Here is a 15199-nt window from a genome sequence, read left to right on the forward strand (position 1 = left end):
GCCCCGCCCGGCGCCCGATCGGATGCCTGCCCACCCGACGCCCGATCGGATGCCCACTCGCCCGACGCCCGATCGGATGCCCACTCGCCCGACGCCCGCCGAGCCTGCCAGCACAACGCCGTATCGCGAGGGCTATGGCGCCTATGGCGGCTACGACCGTCACTCGACCACCCATGGCGGCGGCTATGGCGGGGGCCATGGCGGCTATGGCGGCTATGACCCCTATGGCGGTTACGACCGTCACTCGGCGTCCTACGGGCGCGGTAGCTATGCCGGGACTCACTAGCGCAGCCGTCGTACAGCCGATAACCACTCAAAAGGAGGGATTAGCAATGGATTTCGGTGCCTTACCCCCGGAAATCAACTCGGGGCTGATGTATGCAGGACCAGGGTCGGCGTCGATGCTGGCCGCGGCGGCGGCCTGGGATGGCCTGGCTGCCGAGTTGCGCTCCGCCGCGACGGGCTACGGCTCGGTGATTGCCGAACTTGCCGACGCGGGATGGCAGGGCCCGTCCTCGGCGGCCATGGCCGCCGCCGCCGCACCGTATGTGGGCTGGATGCACTCCACCGCCGTGCAGGCCGAGCAGGCGGGAACGCAGGCGACCGTGGCCGCGGCCGCGCACGAGGCTGCGTTTGCGGCCACCGTGCCACCGCCGGTGATTGCGGCTAACCGGGCGTTGCTCGCGTCGCTGGTCGCGACGAATTTCCTGGGCATCAATACGCCGGCGATCATGGCCACGGAGGCGCACTACGCCGAGATGTGGGCTCAAGACGCCGCCGCAATGTATGCCTACGCCGGCGCGGCATCAGCGGCGGCCATGCTGACCCCGATGGCGGTGGCGCCTGCCACGACCAATGTGGCCGGCCTGGTCGGCAGTGCGGTCGCGGCCGGCGAGGTCGCCGTCACCAACCTGCAAGGCGCCATCCAGGGCCTGGCCGGTCAAGCGGCCAACACGCTGGCGACGATTCCGTCATCGCTGCGTAGCAGCTTCCAAACCGGCATTAGCCAACTTGTGGGCCTCTTGGGCGGCACCTTCGGCCAGGCTGGCCAGGGCGCCGGCATGGGCGCACCCGGAACTGGCGGGCTGCAACAACCGGCAGCACCCAGCCCGTCTCCGGCGAGGCCGATGCACACCCCGGCCCCGGTCCCTCGACCGGCGACGCCCATTCCCACCGCACCCATGCGGGTGCCCGAGATGCCGGCGCTGCCCCCGACTCGCGTGCCGGAGATGCTGGCCCCGGGTCGGACCATGGTGCCGTTGACGGCCGGTATGGGTCAGGCCGGTTCGGTCGGAAGTCTGTCGGTGCCGCCGAGCTGGGCCGCGTCCGCGCCCGAAGCTGCGGCCGCTCCGGCGGCTGCGGCCACGCCGATCACCGGTGCCGGTACGGCGGCGCCAATGATGACCCGGGGCATCCCCGCGGAAACGGTGCGGTTCATGCAGACGCGAGAGTTCGGCGTAGCCATGCCGGCCCTGGCCGTGTTGCCGCGCAGCGTGGTCGGCTGAGGAGAGGGGGCGACGCTCTCGAGTTACCGGTGATCGACATCAGATTCGACGATTCTTCAAGGAGGCATTCAACATGACCGCACGTTTTATGACCGACCCGCACGCGATGCGGGACATGGCGGGCCGTTTCGAGGTGCACGCCCAGACCGTGGAAGACGAGGCCCGCAGGATGTGGGCGTCCGCGCAGAACATCTCTGGTGCGGGCTGGGCCGGTACGGCAGAGGCGAGCTCTTACGACACCATGGGCCAGATGCATCAGGCCTTCCGCAACATCGTCACCATGCTGCACGGGGTGCGCGACGGACTGGTCCGCGACGCCGGCAACTACGAGCAGCAAGAGCAAGCGTCCCAGCAGATCCTCGGCAGCTGAGCCGATTCCACGACAGGAGAACACCGACATGACAATCAGCTATCGGTTCGGCGATGTCGACGCCCACGGCGCCACCATTCGCGCACAAGCCGCCTCATTGGAAGCCGAGCACCAGGCCATCGTTCGTGACGTCCTTGCCGCCGGGGACTTCTGGGGCGGCGCCGGGTCGGCGGCCTGCCAGGAGTTCGTCACCCAATTGGGCCGCAACTTCCAGGTCATTTACGAGCAAGCCAATGCTCATGGCGCCAATGTGCAAGCCGCCGGGGCCAATATGGCCAACACCGACGGTGCGGTCGGCTCCAGCTGGGCCTAAGCTAAGCCTGGGGCGTGACCAGAATCTTGCAGTGCCGCTCGGGGTCGGTGAGGTCGTCGAAGGCCGTACCGACCCCGTCCAGGCCGACCTCCCCGGTGATCAGCGGGCTGACGTCGATATCGCCCTCGGCGATCGCACGCAGTGACTCGGCGAATTCATCCGGGCCGTAGGCGAGCACGAACTGCACGTTGATCTCTTTGGCAATCGCGAAGAACGGATGCATGGTGTCGGTCTGCATGCACACTCCGGCCACGACCAGCCGCGTGCCCGGCCGCGCCCGTCGCAACACCTCATCGATGATCCCCGGCACGCCGATCGCCTCGAAAACCACTGCAGCCTTGACGGTGTCAAATGGCGAGCCCTGTGCCGGGTTTACCGTCCGATGCGCTCCCATCGTCGTCGCCAGTTCCCGTCGCTTCGACGAAAAGTCAGCTGCCACAATGGTTTCAACGCCGCGCAACCGAAGTGCTGCGATGATGGACATACCGATCGGACCGCAACCAAGCACCAGGGCCGCCTCGCCGGGGGCAATGCCCGACTTGTTGACGGCGTGCAATCCCACCGCCATGGGTTCGGCGAGGGCGGCATGTTTGGGATCGAGGCCATTCGGAACGGGCAGCAGCAGCGGTGCCGAGAGCAGCATCCGTTCGGCATAGCCGCCGATTGTGTCGTTGCTGTAGATGATCGGCTCGAAACCCTTGGCCGACAGCAACACCGGAATCGACGTGACCAACGTTCCGGGTGGCTGGGTTTCGGTATCGGGTCCCGCTTCGAGTATCTCGGCGCTGAATTCGTGACCCATGAAGACGTCACGGTTCAGATCGACGTTGGGTCCGCCGGTGCCGCGCGACATCTGATCGGTGAGCGCCAGCATTTCCTCGCCGTGCGCGGCGAAATGCAGGTCAGAACCGCAGATACCGCATGTCAGCACCTTGACCAGTACCTGGCCCGGGCCGGGCGCCGGGTCGGGCACGTCGTCCCGGTACACCATGCGCCCATTTCGTAACACCGAGGCGCGCATCAGCTTTCACCGCCTTGGTGCTCGGCCACGTGCTCGTTGATGGCCTTGACGACCGCCTGGCCCGCCCGGCCGATCAAGTCCTCACGCTTGCCCTTGGCCCACTCGTGCGACGCGCGGGGCGCTTCGAGCTGACCCTTGAAATAGGGGATCACTTTGCGGGCGAACAGGTCATAGGAGTGAAAAGTCGCCTGTGGCGCCGCCCAGTCGTGGCCGAGCAACAGCAGCGTTCCGAAGCCGCCCGAGCGGTCCAGCAGGTCCTCGATGTGGGCGATAGCGTCCTCAGGTGTGCCGATGCAGCAATTCCCCTTGGCGGCATACTCTTCGACGAATTCCCGGGTGGATTGCGTGCCCTCGACCGCGTTGGATAGCGGGACAAACCCCGCCGCGCCAAAGTACTTCGAGAAATCGGGCAACCCGTAGATACAGTCGTCGAGAGCCTGGTCCCGGGTGTCGGCCAAATGCATGATGGAAAGCACTCGCCAGTCGCGACGATCGGGCTCGTCCCGTCCGACTTTGGCGGCCTGCTCGCACACCACTCCCCAGGTGTTCTCCAGTGCGGCATACCCGCCGGGCACCGACATCGACAGCGACAGCAGCGACGTGCCCAGCGCTCCGGCCAGCCTTGGCCCGGACGGCGAAATCATTGCCGCCGTTGAGATCTCAGGGTACGGCCAGGTGTACGGCCGGATATGTAGTTGCGCCTCGCGCAGGGTGAACCAGTCGGAATGGCGGTCGATACGTTCGTCCGGCGCGGCACGGAACAAGGCGAGAATCGCCTCCAGAGACTCCTGCATCATCCGGCGCTGGTCGATGGGATCGATGCCCATCATGTAGGCGTCCGACGGCAGCGCGCCGGGGCCCGTGCCGAACATGACCCGGCCACGGGTCAGGTGATCCAGCAGCACCCAGCGGTCGGCCACCATCAGCGGATGGTGGTAGGGCAGCGAGACCACTCCGGTGCCCAGCCGGATGTGTTTGGTCCGCTCGGCCGCGGCCGCGATGAAGACCTCCGGGCAGGCGATCAGCTCGTAGCCGCCGGAGTGATGTTCGCCGAACCAGGCCTCGTCGAAGCCCAGGCGGTCCAGCGCGACCACCCGGTCCATGTCGTATTCCAGTGCCGCCGTGGGGGATTGGCCGGTCGGGTGAAACGGTGTGATGAAGACGCCGAAGCGAAGCGGCGCACCCGTCACCACTGCACCCCGTTGAGGAACTCGAGTAGTATCGCGTTCACGTCGTCGGGCCGCTCCTGCTGCAACCAGTGCCCGGCGCCGTCGATCAGCACCTCGCGGTAGGGGCCGCTGATCACCTCCGAAGCGCGGTCGGTACGGGTGAAGGACAGCACCGGGTCCGCGGTCCCAGCAATAAATAGTGACGGCACCGAGATTTTGGCGTCAGCGAGTTCGGCCGTTGTCTCCCAGTTGCGGTCGAAATTGCGATACCAGTTGAGCCCGCCGGTAAAACCGGTGTGAGCGAATCCGCTGATGTAGTGGTCCAGTTCGTCCTGACTGATCCAGTCCGGCAGCCCTTCCGGCTCCGGCAGCCGGTCGATAAAGCCCTCAGGTCCGGGCGCCAGCATGCGCAGTGCCGAACTCTGGTCGCCCGGTGGTCGCAAACCGCCGATCATTCGGCGCATCGTGCGGGCCGGGTCACCATCGAGCTCAGCATCGGCCACACCCGGCTGCTGGAAATAGAGGATGTAGAAGAAGTTCTCTCCGAACGTCTTGCGAAACGCTTCGGTGGGCGGCACCTGAGCGCGGGGCAGCGGTGGAACGCTCAATGCGGCGACTCCCGCGACCCGGTCGGGGTGCAACAGCGGCGCATTCCACACCACCACGGCACCCCAGTCGTGACCCACCCAGACCGCGCGCTCCGCGCCCACGTCGTCAAGCAAACCCACCAGGTCGGCCGTCAACTGGTGAATGTCGTAGGCCTCGATCGCCTCCGGACGCGACGAACCCCCATAGCCGCGTTGATCCGGAGCCAGCACGTGGTAGCCGGCGGCGGCCAGTGCGGGAATCTGGTGCCGCCAGGAGTAGGCCAGCTCGGGAAAGCCGTGGGCCAGTATCACCACGGGTGCGCCGCGATCTCCGGCCTCGACCACCCGCAGCTGTACACCATTGGTATCGACTAACCGTTCGGTTGATAGAGCCACCGTCTCACCAAATCACAACGGCACCGGAGCGGGAAGGCCCCATCTGGGTAGGGCTCCGCCGAGCGTGAAACCGCTGCGAAAATTCGGCTTGAATTTGGCAGCAGTTTCACGCTGGGTGCAACGGTCGGTCGGTCAGGTGGAAGCGCGGACTGGATATCGTGACCGGCGCCGCGCATCATCGGCTGATGCGGCTGGACCACATAGTGCTATGGACAAAAGACGTGCGGGCGGCAATGGACTTCTACTCCAGGGTGGTCGGGCTTACGCCGGTACGGTTCGACGAGTTCGAAGGCGGAACTGCGCCGTTCCCGAGTGTGCGGGTGTGCGAGGACTCCATCATCGACCTCATCCCCGTGCGAAGTGCCGCGGCTACCGAGTCGATGACCAGGGTCGCCGGCAGCGCGGGCCATCCGGTCAACCACGTCTGTCTCGCCATGTCGAAGACCGAGTACGACGCCCTCGACGAACGTCTGCAGGCAGCGGGCATCGACACCGGCGCGCGGCTGAACCTCAGCTTCGGCGCTCGCGGCTGGGCGCCGCAGGGCTACTACTTCGCCGATCCGGACGGCAATGTGATCGAGGCGCGCTACTACGAGTAACTGCCCACCCGATGGCCGAGCGCCCCGGTCGCGCGATCTGTGGGCCACGTCACGCTGGAAGACCGTGACCAGCCAACCGCGGGCGCTGATGTGACCAATATCCCCGCGGCGGTTGCGATGCTCGGGAACCCTGGCGGGAACCGCCGGTCGTTGACGCAGCAGGGCTGTGGCGACCCGCTAGCCCGGCTAGACCCGTCGAGCTGGGCTTGCGATCGCCACGGGACGGTAACCTTGACATTTCCAGCTGCGTGAATCCGGAAGGACCTGGCCGGCACGGCCGATGATTGATGAATCGAAAAAACGTGATCCGCACCGTCACGGCGATCGCCGTCGTGGTGCTGCTGGGCTGGTCGTTCTTCTATTTCAGTGACGACACCCGCGGTTACAAGCCCGTCGACACCTCGGTGGCGGTGGCTCAGATCAACAGCGACAACGTCAAGAGCGCGCAGATTGATGACCGCGAGCAGCAGCTGCGGCTGACCCTGAAGAAGGGCAACAACGACACCGACGGATCCGACAAGGTCATCACCAAGTACCCCACCGGCTACGCCGTCGACCTGTTCAACGCGCTGACCGCGAAAAACGCCAAGGTCAGCACCGTCGTCAACCAGGGCAGCATCCTGGGCGAGCTGCTGGTCTACGTGCTTCCCCTGCTGCTGCTGGTGGGGCTGTTCGTGATGTTCTCCCGCATGCAGGGCGGCGCGCGGATGGGCTTCGGTTTCGGCAAGTCCCGGGCCAAGATGCTCAACAAGGACATGCCCAAGACGACGTTCGCCGACGTTGCCGGTGTCGACGAAGCCGTCGAGGAGCTCTACGAGATCAAGGATTTCCTGCAGAACCCCGGCCGCTACCAGGCGCTGGGCGCCAAGATCCCCAGGGGTGTGCTGCTCTACGGCCCACCGGGCACCGGCAAGACGCTGCTGGCCCGGGCGGTCGCAGGCGAGGCAGGCGTGCCATTCTTCACCATCTCCGGGTCCGACTTCGTCGAGATGTTCGTCGGTGTCGGCGCCTCGCGCGTCCGGGACCTATTCGACCAGGCCAAGCAGAACAACCCCTGCATCATCTTCGTCGACGAGATCGACGCGGTGGGCCGCCAGCGCGGTGCCGGCCTGGGCGGCGGCCATGACGAGCGCGAGCAGACGCTCAACCAGCTCCTGGTCGAGATGGATGGCTTCGACCCGCGTGCCGGCGTCATTCTGATCGCGGCCACCAACCGGCCCGACATCCTGGACCCGGCGCTGCTGCGGCCCGGCCGATTCGACCGGCAGATCCCGGTGACCAACCCGGACCTGGCGGGTCGCCGCGCGGTGCTGCAAGTGCATTCCAAGGGCAAGCCGATCGGCCCGGACGCCGACCTCGACGGGCTGGCCAAGCGGACCGTCGGCATGACCGGCGCCGACCTGGCCAACGTCATCAACGAGGCGGCGCTGCTGACCGCTCGGGAGAACGGCACCGTCATCACCGGTCCCGCCTTGGAGGAGGCGGTGGACCGGGTGATCGGCGGCCCACGCCGCAAAGGGCGGATCATCAGCGAGCACGAGAAAAAGATCACCGCCTATCATGAGGGCGGCCACACCCTGGCGGCCTGGGCGATGCCCGACATCGACCCCGTCTACAAGGTGACGATCCTGGCCCGCGGCCGCACCGGCGGCCACGCGGTGGCGGTGCCCGAGGAGGACAAGGGCCTGAGGACCCGCTCCGAGATGATCGCGCAGCTGGTGTTCGCGATGGGTGGGCGTGCTGCGGAGGAATTGGTGTTTCGCGAGCCGACCACCGGCGCGGTGTCCGACATCGAGCAGGCGACCAAGGTGGCCCGCGCGATGGTCACCGAGTACGGCATGAGCGCCCGCCTCGGGGCGGTGAAATACGGCACCGAGCACGGCGACCCGTTCCTGGGCCGCTCGATGGGCACGCAGTCCGACTACTCGCACGAGGTTGCCCGCGAAATCGACGAAGAAGTGCGCAAGCTCATTGAGGCGGCGCACACCGAGGCGTGGGAGATCCTCACCGAATACCGCGACGTGCTCGACACGCTGGCGGGTGAGCTGTTGGAAAAGGAAACCCTGCACCGGCCGGAGCTGGAGGCGATCTTCGCCAACGTCGAAAAGCGGCCCCGGCTCACCGTGTTCGACGACTTCGGCGGCCGGATTCCCTCGGACAAGCCGCCCATCAAGACACCCGGCGAGCTCGCCATGGAACGCGGCGAGCCGTGGCCACCGCCGCTGAAAGAGCCGGCGTTCAAGCAAGCGATCGCGCGGGCTACCCGCGCGGCCGAAGCAGCACAGGGTGCCCAGTCAGCCGCCGGCGGCGGCAACGGATTGGACCGGGAGGACAGATCGGCCTACCAGCCCGACTACGGTGCACCGGCGGACTGGCACGCTCCGGGATGGCCACCACCACCGTCGTCGCCCGGCCGGCCGCAGCCGGCGCCGGGTTATCGTCTGCCGGAAAAATCCGAACCGGACCCCGATGAGCCTTCCGACCAGCAGAATAAGGACGTCAGCCGGTCCAATCCGTCGGCGCACGGCTGACGAAACGGAGGATTGCCATGACGCAGCTGGATTCTCGCCCCACGTCGTCCCTCCCGCGGGCGTTCGACCAGCCGCGCGCCGAGGCCGCCGTTCGTGAATTGCTGTGCGCCATCGGCGAGGACCCGGACCGGGGCGGTTTGCGGGACACTCCGGCACGCGTCGCCCGCGCCTACAAGGAGATCTTCGCCGGGCTCTACACCGACCCCGACGCGGTGCTCAACGCCATGTTCGACGAAGACCACGACGAGCTGGTGCTGGTCAAGCAGATACCGATGTACTCCACGTGCGAACACCATCTGGTGTCGTTTCACGGTGTGGCCCACGTCGGCTATATCCCGGGTGAGGACGGCCGGGTGACCGGGTTGTCCAAAATCGCCCGGCTGGTAGACCTGTATGCCAAGCGGCCGCAGGTGCAGGAGCGGCTGACCAGCCAGATCGCCGACGCGCTGGTGAAGAAGCTGGAACCCCGGGGCGTCATCGTCGTCGTCGAGGCCGAACATCTGTGCATGGCGATGCGCGGGGTCCGCAAGCCCGGTGCCGTCACGACGACCTCAGCGGTGCGTGGTCTGTTCAAAACCAATGCCGCTTCTCGAGCCGAAGCGCTCGATCTCATCCTGCGTAAGTGACCCCGGCGCCTGTGCAGGTCATGGGTGTCGTCAACGTCACCGACGACTCGTTCTCGGACGGCGGGCGTTACCTCGATGCCGCCGGCGCCGTGGAGCACGGTCTGGCGCTGGTTGCCGACGGCGCCCACATCGTCGACGTCGGCGGCGAGTCCACTCGGCCCGGCGCTGCCCGCGTCGACCCGGGTGTCGAGACGGCCCGAGTGCTACCGGTGGTGAAAGAGCTTGCTGCACAGGGAGTTACGGTCAGCATCGACACCATGCACGCCGCCGTCGCGCGCTCGGCGCTGGAAAGCGGCGCGCAACTGGTCAACGACGTGTCCGGCGGCCGGGCCGATCCGGCGATGGCGCCGTTGGTGGCCGAAGCCGGGGTGACGTGGGTGCTGATGCACTGGCGGCCGGTGTCGGCGGCCAACCCGCACCAGGTGCCCGACTACGGCGACGTGGTGGCGCAAGTGCGCGGCGAACTGATGGCAGCCGTTGACGACGCGGTAGCCGCCGGCGTCAACCCGGCGAAGCTGGTGATCGATCCGGGCCTCGGTTTCGCCAAGACGGGACAACACAATTGGGCACTTCTTCGGGCCCTGCCGGAGTTGGTCGCCACCGGGTTTCCCGTTTTGCTGGGTGCCTCGCGCAAGCGTTTCATCGGTAGCTTGCTCGCCGGGCCCGACGGCACCACCCGCCCGCCTGCCGGGCGCGAGACGGCCACGGCGGTGATTTCGGCGCTGGCTGCCCTGCACGGGGCTTGGGGCGTGCGGGTACACGACGTGCGGGCAACGGTCGACGCCCTCAAGGTGGTCGAAGCATGGCAGCGAGTTGAAGGGACCGAGCGCGATGGCTGACCGAATTGAGCTGCGCGGCTTGATTGTTCACGGCAAACACGGGGTCTACGACCACGAGCGGGTGGCCGGGCAGCGCTTCGTCGTCGACATCACCATGTGGATCGATCTGGTCGACGCGGCCCGCAGCGACGATTTGGCCGACACCTACGACTACATCGGGCTGGCGCAGCGAGCCAGCGATATTGTCGGCGGGACGCCGCGCAACCTCATCGAAACGGTCGGCGCCGAGATCGCCGACGAGGTGATGGAAGACCAGCGCGTGCACGCCGTCGAGGTGGTGGTGCACAAGCCGCAGGCCCCCATCCCGCTGCCGTTCGCCGACATAGCGGTGGTGACCCGGCGGTCGCGGCGTGGCGGCCGCGGATCGGTGGTCCCTGCGGGCGGGGCGGTATGACGCGGGTAGTGCTGTCGATCGGCTCGAACCTCGGTGACCGCCTCGCGCATCTTCGGTCGGTCGTCGACGGGCTCGGTGATGCGTTTGTCGCGGCGTCCCGGGTGTACGAGACCGACCCGTGGGGCGGCATCGAGCAGGATCCGTTTCTCAACGCGGTGCTGATTGCCGACGACCCGGATCGTGACTGCCACGCGTGGCTGTGCCGGGCTCACGAGTTCGAGCGGGCCGCGGGCCGGATGCGCGACGAGCGCTGGGGTCCGCGAACGCTGGACGTCGACCTGGTCACCTGCGCCGAGATCACCCCGTCCGGCCGAGTGGACGTGCTCTCCGACGACAGCGATCTGCGGCTACCGCACCCACTGGCACACCTGCGGGCCTTCGTGATGATTCCGTGGCTGGACGTCGATCCGGCGGCCGAAGTGCCGCTGCCGGACGGTCCGCGACCCGTCGCCGAGCTGCTGGCTGAACTTCAGCCCGCCGATCGGGCGGGTGTCCGGTTGACGGCCCTGACCTTGGGAAACTGATGGGCCCCACCCGCAAACGCGATCTGATGGCCGCGGTGATCGCGGCTGCGGTGGGCGGTTATCTGCTGGTCATGGTGTTGTTCCGGTGGTTTCCGCGGATCACGGTGTGGACCGGGCTGTCGCTGCTCGGCGTCGCGATCGCCGAGGCGTTGTGGGCTCGCTACATCCGGACCAAGATCGGTGACGGCGAGATCGGCGACGGGCCCGGCCGACTGCACCCGCTCGCCGTGGCCCGCAGTCTGATGGTCGCCAAGGCATCGGCGTGGGTGGGCGCCCTGGTGCTCGGCTGGTGGATTGGGGTGCTGGTGTACCTATTGCCGCGGCGGTCATGGCAGCGGGTTGCCGTCGAAGACACCACCGGAACCGTCGTGGCCGCCGGCAGCGCGCTGGCGTTGGTGGTTGCCGCGCTGTGGCTGCAACACTGCTGCAAGTCTCCGCAGGATCCCACCGAGGGCGGCGAGGGGGCCGAAACCTAACCGGTTGCCAGGCATCGCTCGCCGACGTTGCTGGCGGCCCGTCGAATCGGCTGAAGAATCGCCGGACCGGCGCGACACGCGGACGGCGCTGCCCGGGTACAGTCAGGCCATGACCGTTCTGTCCCGCGGCGCCCGGGTCCGGCGCGGCGGCCGCAGACCGGGTTGGGTGCTCTTGACGACGTTGCTGGTCCTCGCGATTGCGGCCAGTTCGGCACTGGTTTTCACCAACCGCGTAGAACTGCTCAAGCTCGCGGTAATCCTGGCGCTGTGGGCTGCCGTCGCCGGTGCTTTCGTGTCGGTGCTGTACCGCCGGCAAGCCGATGCGGAGCAGGCACGGGCACGCGATCTGAAGCTGGTTTACGACTTGCAGTTGGATCGCGAAATCTCGGCTCGCCGCGAGTACGAGCTGACGGTCGAGTCGCACCTGCGCCGCGAGCTGGCCGCCGAACTGCGCGGTGCGGCCGCCGACGAGGTGGCCGCGCTACGAGCGGAACTGACCGCGTTGCGGACCAGTCTGGAGATCTTGTTCGACACGGACTTCGAACACCGTCCGGCGCTGGAGCCCATGGACAAGACGGGGGCAACAGAGACGCGCCGCTCACGTGCGGTGGCCGATCGGGTCCAGAATGGGCGGGGCCCGTCCGCCGACTGGGTATCCATCGACCGGGTCGCGGTGGTTCGCCCGGGTGAAGCGGTCAACCGTGCCGAGGAAGCGATCATCGACGTGCCCGAGGTGGGAATGCCCCCATACGACGACCGGGATGCTCCTCCAGCGGGACCATTGCCGCCGCCCGCCGAGCCCGCAGGAACGAAACACTCCGCCGAGCGGGTCGGGCTGCCCTACGAAACCGCGCCGGCCCCGCCCGGTCCGCGGTATGAGCCTCGTCATCGGCCACCGCCCCCGCCGCCGCAACCGGAGCCACGACCGGAGCCACAATCGGCACCGTCATGGGAACCCGTCGCCGCCGATGGACACTGGATACCGCCCGGGGCGCCCGGCAGTCACTGGGCGTCCGGGGAACCCGCCGCCGCGCCGCCTGCCCAGTCGTCGGGCCGCCGGCGGCGTTACCGGCATACCAGACCGGAGGAAGATCAGGGGGACATCAGCCCGGGCCACGTCGAGGTGCCCGGAGATTACGGTGGTCGCCGGTCACGATCTCGCCATTCGACGGAGTACCGCGACCATGGCGTGGGGAGCCTGGGATCGGCCCGCAGGGCGGAAGGCCCAGGTCCGGTTGCCGCGCCGCCTCCCGCTCCGCCTCCCTCGACCGCTCCGCCTCCGCCGGCCGCTGCGCGGCCCACTGCGCCGCCGCCGCCCCGCCTGGCCGCGCCGCCGCCTCCGGAACCGGCTGCCCGCCATCGCAGCCCGGAGCCGGAGCCCGCGGCGGGAGCACATGGCTCCGACGCGCAAACCGGTGGTCAGTCGGTCGCGGACCTGCTGGCCCGGCTGCAGGTCCAGCCGTCCGGTGGTGGCCGGCGTCGCCGCCGCAGCGGCTGATCGACTACAGTTTTAGTGACCGTCCGGTACCCGCTCAATCAAGGGACTGGAACGAACGACAGAAACCTGTGAGGTCGTCTGCGATGGTGCAGTTCGACGGATTGCGCCCGGCCAGGCTCAAAGTGGGAATCATCTCCGCCGGCCGGGTAGGCACCGCGTTAGGAGCGGCGCTGGAGCGCGCCGACCACGTTGTGGTGGCATGCAGCGCCGTCTCCCATGCGTCGCTGCAACGGGCCGGGCGCCGGCTGCCCGATACCCCGGTATTGCCGCCGCCGGACGTCGCTGCCGCGGCGGAGCTCCTGCTGTTGGCGGTGCCCGACAGCGAACTGGCGGGTTTGGTGTCCGGACTCGCGGCAACCTCGGCGGTGCGGCCCGGGACACTCGTGGCGCACACCTCCGGCGCCAACGGGATCGGGATCCTGGCACCGCTGACCCGGCAGGGCTGCATACCGCTGGCCATTCACCCGGCGATGACCTTCACCGGGTCCGACGAGGACATCAGCCGCCTGCCAGATACCTGCTTCGGGATCACCGCAGCCGATGGCGTCGGCTATGCGATTGCCCAATCGCTGGTGCTGGAAATGGGCGGGGAGCCGTTCAGTGTCCCGGAGGACGCCCGCATCATCTACCATGCGGCGCTGGCCCACGCGAGCAACCACATCGTGACGGTCCTGGCCGACGCTCTCGAGGCGTTGCGCGCCGCGCTGCGCAGCAGCGAACTGCTGGGCCAACAGTGCGTCGACGACCATCCCGGGGGAATCGCCGAACGCATCATCGGACCGCTGGCCCGCGCTGCGCTGGAGAACACACTGCAGCGTGGGCAGGCCGCGCTGACCGGGCCGATCGCCCGAGGTGACGCCGCCGCGGTCGCCGGGCACCTGGCCGCGCTGACCGGCGTCGACCCGCAACTGGCCCACGCCTATCGGGTGAACGCACTGCGGACCGCGCAGCGGGCGCATGCTCCCGCCGACGTCGTCGAGGTGTTGGCGCGATGAAAGTCAGCTTCAACCCGGGCGAACTCAACCGGTACTCGGTGCCGCGTGAGGTCGGCGACGTCTGCCGGGCGCTGCGGCACACCGGCCGGCGAGTGATGTTGGTGCCCACGATGGGCGCCCTGCACGAGGGTCATCTTGCGCTGGTGCGCGCGGCCAAGAGGACACCCGGCTCGGTGGTCGTGGTGTCGATCTTCGTCAACCCGCTGCAATTCGGCGCCGGGGAGGATCTCGACGCCTATCCGCGAACCCTCGAGGACGACGTGGCGCAGCTGCGTGCCGAAGGGGTGGAGATCGTGTTCGCGCCGACGGCCGCGGCGATGTACCCCGACGGGATGCGCACCACCGTGCAACCCGGGCCGCTGGGCGCCGATCTGGAAGGCAGCGCGCGGCCGGGCCATTTCGCCGGGGTGCTGACCGTGGTGCTCAAACTGCTGCACATCGTCCGGCCCGACCGGGCCTATTTCGGCGAGAAGGACTACCAGCAGCTGGTGCTCATTCGGCAGCTGGTCGCGGACCTCAACGTCGACGTGCAGGTGATCGGGGTGCCGACCGTGCGGGAGGCCGACGGGCTGGCGATGTCGTCTCGCAACCGCTACCTGGACCCGGCTCAGCGGGAAGCGGCGGTGGCGCTGTCGGCGGCGCTGACGGCTGGGGCGCATGCGGCTGCAGTGGCCGGCGCCGGTGCCCGGGCCGCGGTGGACGCGGCCCGCGCGGTGCTCGACGCGGTGCCCGGCATCGCGGTCGATTACGTGGAGCTGCGCGACGCCGGGCTCGGCCCGGCGCCCGCCAGCGGATCGGCCCGGCTGCTGGTTGCGGCGCGCGTCGGCGCCACCAGACTGCTGGACAACGTGGAAATCCAGATCGGAAATTTCGCCGGCACCTTCGGGCCGGACGAGTCGCGGGCTCACTATGCCCAATCACCTTGGAGGAATTGATGTTACGGACAATGCTGAAGTCAAAGATCCACCGCGCGACGGTGACGCAGGCGGACTTGCATTACGTCGGGTCGGTGACCATCGACGCCGATCTGATGGAGGCCGCCGATCTGCTCGAGGGTGAACAGGTGACCATCGTCGACATCGACAACGGGGCCCGCCTCGTCACCTATGCGATCACCGGCGAGCGCGGCAGCGGCGTCATCGGGATCAACGGTGCGGCGGCTCACCTGGTGCACCCGGGCGACCTGGTGATCCTGATCGCCTACGGGACCATGGAGGATGCCGAGGCGCGCGCCTACCAACCGCGGATCGTGTTTGTCGACGCCCGGAACAAGCAGATCGACCTGGGCAGCGATCCGGCTTATGTGCCCGACAACGCCGCCGAGCTGATGAACCCGCGGATGGGTGCACGGTAGCC

The 15199-nt window shown here is 68.0% G+C and carries 17 protein-coding genes and 1 pseudogene; 15 read left to right on the top strand and 3 right to left on the bottom strand.

Translation table 11 applies throughout. From position 1 onward, the window contains the following. From BST40_RS29550 to BST40_RS19060, 4 genes and pseudogenes are all read left to right on the top strand, one after another. Nucleotides 1-286 (top strand): annotated as a pseudogene (locus BST40_RS29550) (hypothetical protein); the annotation flags it as partial. Between the two features lie 46 nt (nt 287-332). Beyond that, nucleotides 333-1505: a PPE family protein gene (locus BST40_RS32595; protein WP_083155121.1), complete on the top strand. Its 1173-nt coding sequence runs from the start codon at nt 333-335 to the stop codon at nt 1503-1505. A gap of 73 nt (nt 1506-1578) precedes the next feature. Next, nucleotides 1579-1875 carry a WXG100 family type VII secretion target gene (locus BST40_RS19055; RefSeq protein ID WP_075549066.1) on the top strand — a complete coding sequence of 99 codons (297 nt, stop codon included), beginning with the start codon at nt 1579-1581 and terminating at the stop codon, nt 1873-1875. A gap of 28 nt (nt 1876-1903) precedes the next feature. After that, nucleotides 1904-2188 carry a WXG100 family type VII secretion target gene (locus tag BST40_RS19060; protein ID WP_083155123.1) on the top strand — a complete coding sequence of 95 codons (285 nt, stop codon included), beginning with the start codon at nt 1904-1906 and terminating at the stop codon, nt 2186-2188. Nucleotide 2189: 1 nt separating this feature from the next. Here the strand turns inward: BST40_RS19060 and BST40_RS19065 are convergent, their stop codons facing one another. From BST40_RS19065 to BST40_RS19075, 3 genes are read right to left on the bottom strand one after another with little or no spacing between them, the layout of a single operon-like run. After that, a complete protein-coding gene (locus tag BST40_RS19065; protein WP_083155124.1) occupies nt 2190-3209 on the bottom strand; it encodes a zinc-binding dehydrogenase in 1020 nt (339 codons plus the stop codon). Next, nucleotides 3209-4399, bottom strand: a complete 1191-nt coding sequence (locus BST40_RS19070) for an LLM class flavin-dependent oxidoreductase (protein ID WP_075549070.1) — start codon at nt 4397-4399, stop codon at nt 3209-3211. Before BST40_RS19070 ends, BST40_RS19065 begins: the two co-directional genes overlap by 1 nt. After that, a complete protein-coding gene (locus tag BST40_RS19075; RefSeq protein WP_083155126.1) occupies nt 4396-5361 on the bottom strand; it encodes an alpha/beta fold hydrolase in 966 nt (321 codons plus the stop codon). Before BST40_RS19075 ends, BST40_RS19070 begins: the two co-directional genes overlap by 4 nt. Before the next feature lie 185 nt (nt 5362-5546). Here BST40_RS19075 and BST40_RS19080 point away from each other — a divergent pair, with 185 nt between their 5' ends. The 11 genes from BST40_RS19080 to panD all read left to right on the top strand — a co-directional run bounded on the left by BST40_RS19080 (nt 5547) and on the right by panD (nt 15197). Beyond that, the gene (locus BST40_RS19080; RefSeq protein ID WP_075549069.1) at nt 5547-5960 is read left to right on the top strand and encodes a VOC family protein; all 414 of its coding nucleotides are present in this window, start codon (nt 5547-5549) and stop codon (nt 5958-5960) included. A gap of 287 nt (nt 5961-6247) precedes the next feature. Then, a complete protein-coding gene (gene ftsH / locus BST40_RS19090; RefSeq protein ID WP_075549062.1) occupies nt 6248-8491 on the top strand; it encodes an ATP-dependent zinc metalloprotease FtsH in 2244 nt (747 codons plus the stop codon). Between the two features lie 17 nt (nt 8492-8508). Continuing rightward, the gene (gene folE / locus BST40_RS19095) at nt 8509-9117 is read left to right on the top strand and encodes a GTP cyclohydrolase I FolE (RefSeq protein WP_075549061.1); all 609 of its coding nucleotides are present in this window, start codon (nt 8509-8511) and stop codon (nt 9115-9117) included. Then, nucleotides 9114-9956 (top strand): dihydropteroate synthase, encoded by an 843-nt coding sequence (gene folP, locus BST40_RS19100; RefSeq protein WP_082275604.1) that lies wholly within the window; start codon nt 9114-9116, stop codon nt 9954-9956. Before folE ends, folP begins: the two co-directional genes overlap by 4 nt. Continuing rightward, nucleotides 9949-10350: a dihydroneopterin aldolase gene (gene folB, locus BST40_RS19105; protein WP_075549059.1), complete on the top strand. Its 402-nt coding sequence runs from the start codon at nt 9949-9951 to the stop codon at nt 10348-10350. Before folP ends, folB begins: the two co-directional genes overlap by 8 nt. Continuing rightward, on the top strand, nt 10347-10874 hold the full coding sequence (gene folK, locus BST40_RS19110; protein WP_075549058.1) for a 2-amino-4-hydroxy-6-hydroxymethyldihydropteridine diphosphokinase: 528 nt from the start codon (nt 10347-10349) through the stop codon (nt 10872-10874). Before folB ends, folK begins: the two co-directional genes overlap by 4 nt. Then, nucleotides 10874-11350, top strand: a complete 477-nt coding sequence (locus BST40_RS19115; protein ID WP_075549057.1) for a DUF3180 domain-containing protein — start codon at nt 10874-10876, stop codon at nt 11348-11350. The genes folK and BST40_RS19115 overlap by 1 nt, the downstream gene beginning before the upstream one ends. Before the next feature lie 109 nt (nt 11351-11459). Further along, nucleotides 11460-12848 (top strand): DUF6779 domain-containing protein, encoded by a 1389-nt coding sequence (locus tag BST40_RS19120; RefSeq protein ID WP_083155129.1) that lies wholly within the window; start codon nt 11460-11462, stop codon nt 12846-12848. Nucleotides 12849-12931: 83 nt separating this feature from the next. Beyond that, the gene (locus BST40_RS19125; protein WP_083155133.1) at nt 12932-13843 is read left to right on the top strand and encodes a Rossmann-like and DUF2520 domain-containing protein; all 912 of its coding nucleotides are present in this window, start codon (nt 12932-12934) and stop codon (nt 13841-13843) included. After that, nucleotides 13840-14778: a pantoate--beta-alanine ligase gene (gene panC / locus BST40_RS19130; RefSeq protein WP_075549054.1), complete on the top strand. Its 939-nt coding sequence runs from the start codon at nt 13840-13842 to the stop codon at nt 14776-14778. The genes BST40_RS19125 and panC overlap by 4 nt, the downstream gene beginning before the upstream one ends. Next, nucleotides 14778-15197, top strand: coding sequence for an aspartate 1-decarboxylase (gene panD / locus BST40_RS19135; RefSeq protein WP_075549053.1), 420 nt, complete (start codon nt 14778-14780; stop codon nt 15195-15197). The genes panC and panD overlap by 1 nt, the downstream gene beginning before the upstream one ends. Nucleotides 15198-15199 lie beyond the last annotated feature (2 nt).

Origin of the sequence: Mycobacterium persicum, assembly GCF_002086675.1 — a bacterium.
GTDB classification, from domain to species: domain Bacteria; phylum Actinomycetota; class Actinomycetes; order Mycobacteriales; family Mycobacteriaceae; genus Mycobacterium; species Mycobacterium persicum.

Coding starts and splice junctions, on each gene's coding strand:
- panC (WP_075549054.1), top strand. CDS start 13,840: ATGAAAGTCAGCTTCAACCCGGGCGAACTCAACCGGTACTCGGTGCCG.
- BST40_RS19120 (WP_083155129.1), top strand. CDS start 11,460: ATGACCGTTCTGTCCCGCGGCGCCCGGGTCCGGCGCGGCGGCCGCAGA.
- BST40_RS19060 (WP_083155123.1), top strand. CDS start 1,904: ATGACAATCAGCTATCGGTTCGGCGATGTCGACGCCCACGGCGCCACC.
- BST40_RS19125 (WP_083155133.1), top strand. CDS start 12,932: ATGGTGCAGTTCGACGGATTGCGCCCGGCCAGGCTCAAAGTGGGAATC.
- BST40_RS19115 (WP_075549057.1), top strand. CDS start 10,874: ATGGGCCCCACCCGCAAACGCGATCTGATGGCCGCGGTGATCGCGGCT.
- BST40_RS19080 (WP_075549069.1), top strand. CDS start 5,547: ATGCGGCTGGACCACATAGTGCTATGGACAAAAGACGTGCGGGCGGCA.
- BST40_RS19055 (WP_075549066.1), top strand. CDS start 1,579: ATGACCGCACGTTTTATGACCGACCCGCACGCGATGCGGGACATGGCG.
- panD (WP_075549053.1), top strand. CDS start 14,778: ATGTTACGGACAATGCTGAAGTCAAAGATCCACCGCGCGACGGTGACG.
- folE (WP_075549061.1), top strand. CDS start 8,509: ATGACGCAGCTGGATTCTCGCCCCACGTCGTCCCTCCCGCGGGCGTTC.
- folK (WP_075549058.1), top strand. CDS start 10,347: ATGACGCGGGTAGTGCTGTCGATCGGCTCGAACCTCGGTGACCGCCTC.
- ftsH (WP_075549062.1), top strand. CDS start 6,248: ATGAATCGAAAAAACGTGATCCGCACCGTCACGGCGATCGCCGTCGTG.
- BST40_RS32595 (WP_083155121.1), top strand. CDS start 333: ATGGATTTCGGTGCCTTACCCCCGGAAATCAACTCGGGGCTGATGTAT.
- BST40_RS19065 (WP_083155124.1), bottom strand. CDS start 3,209: ATGCGCGCCTCGGTGTTACGAAATGGGCGCATGGTGTACCGGGACGAC.
- folB (WP_075549059.1), top strand. CDS start 9,949: ATGGCTGACCGAATTGAGCTGCGCGGCTTGATTGTTCACGGCAAACAC.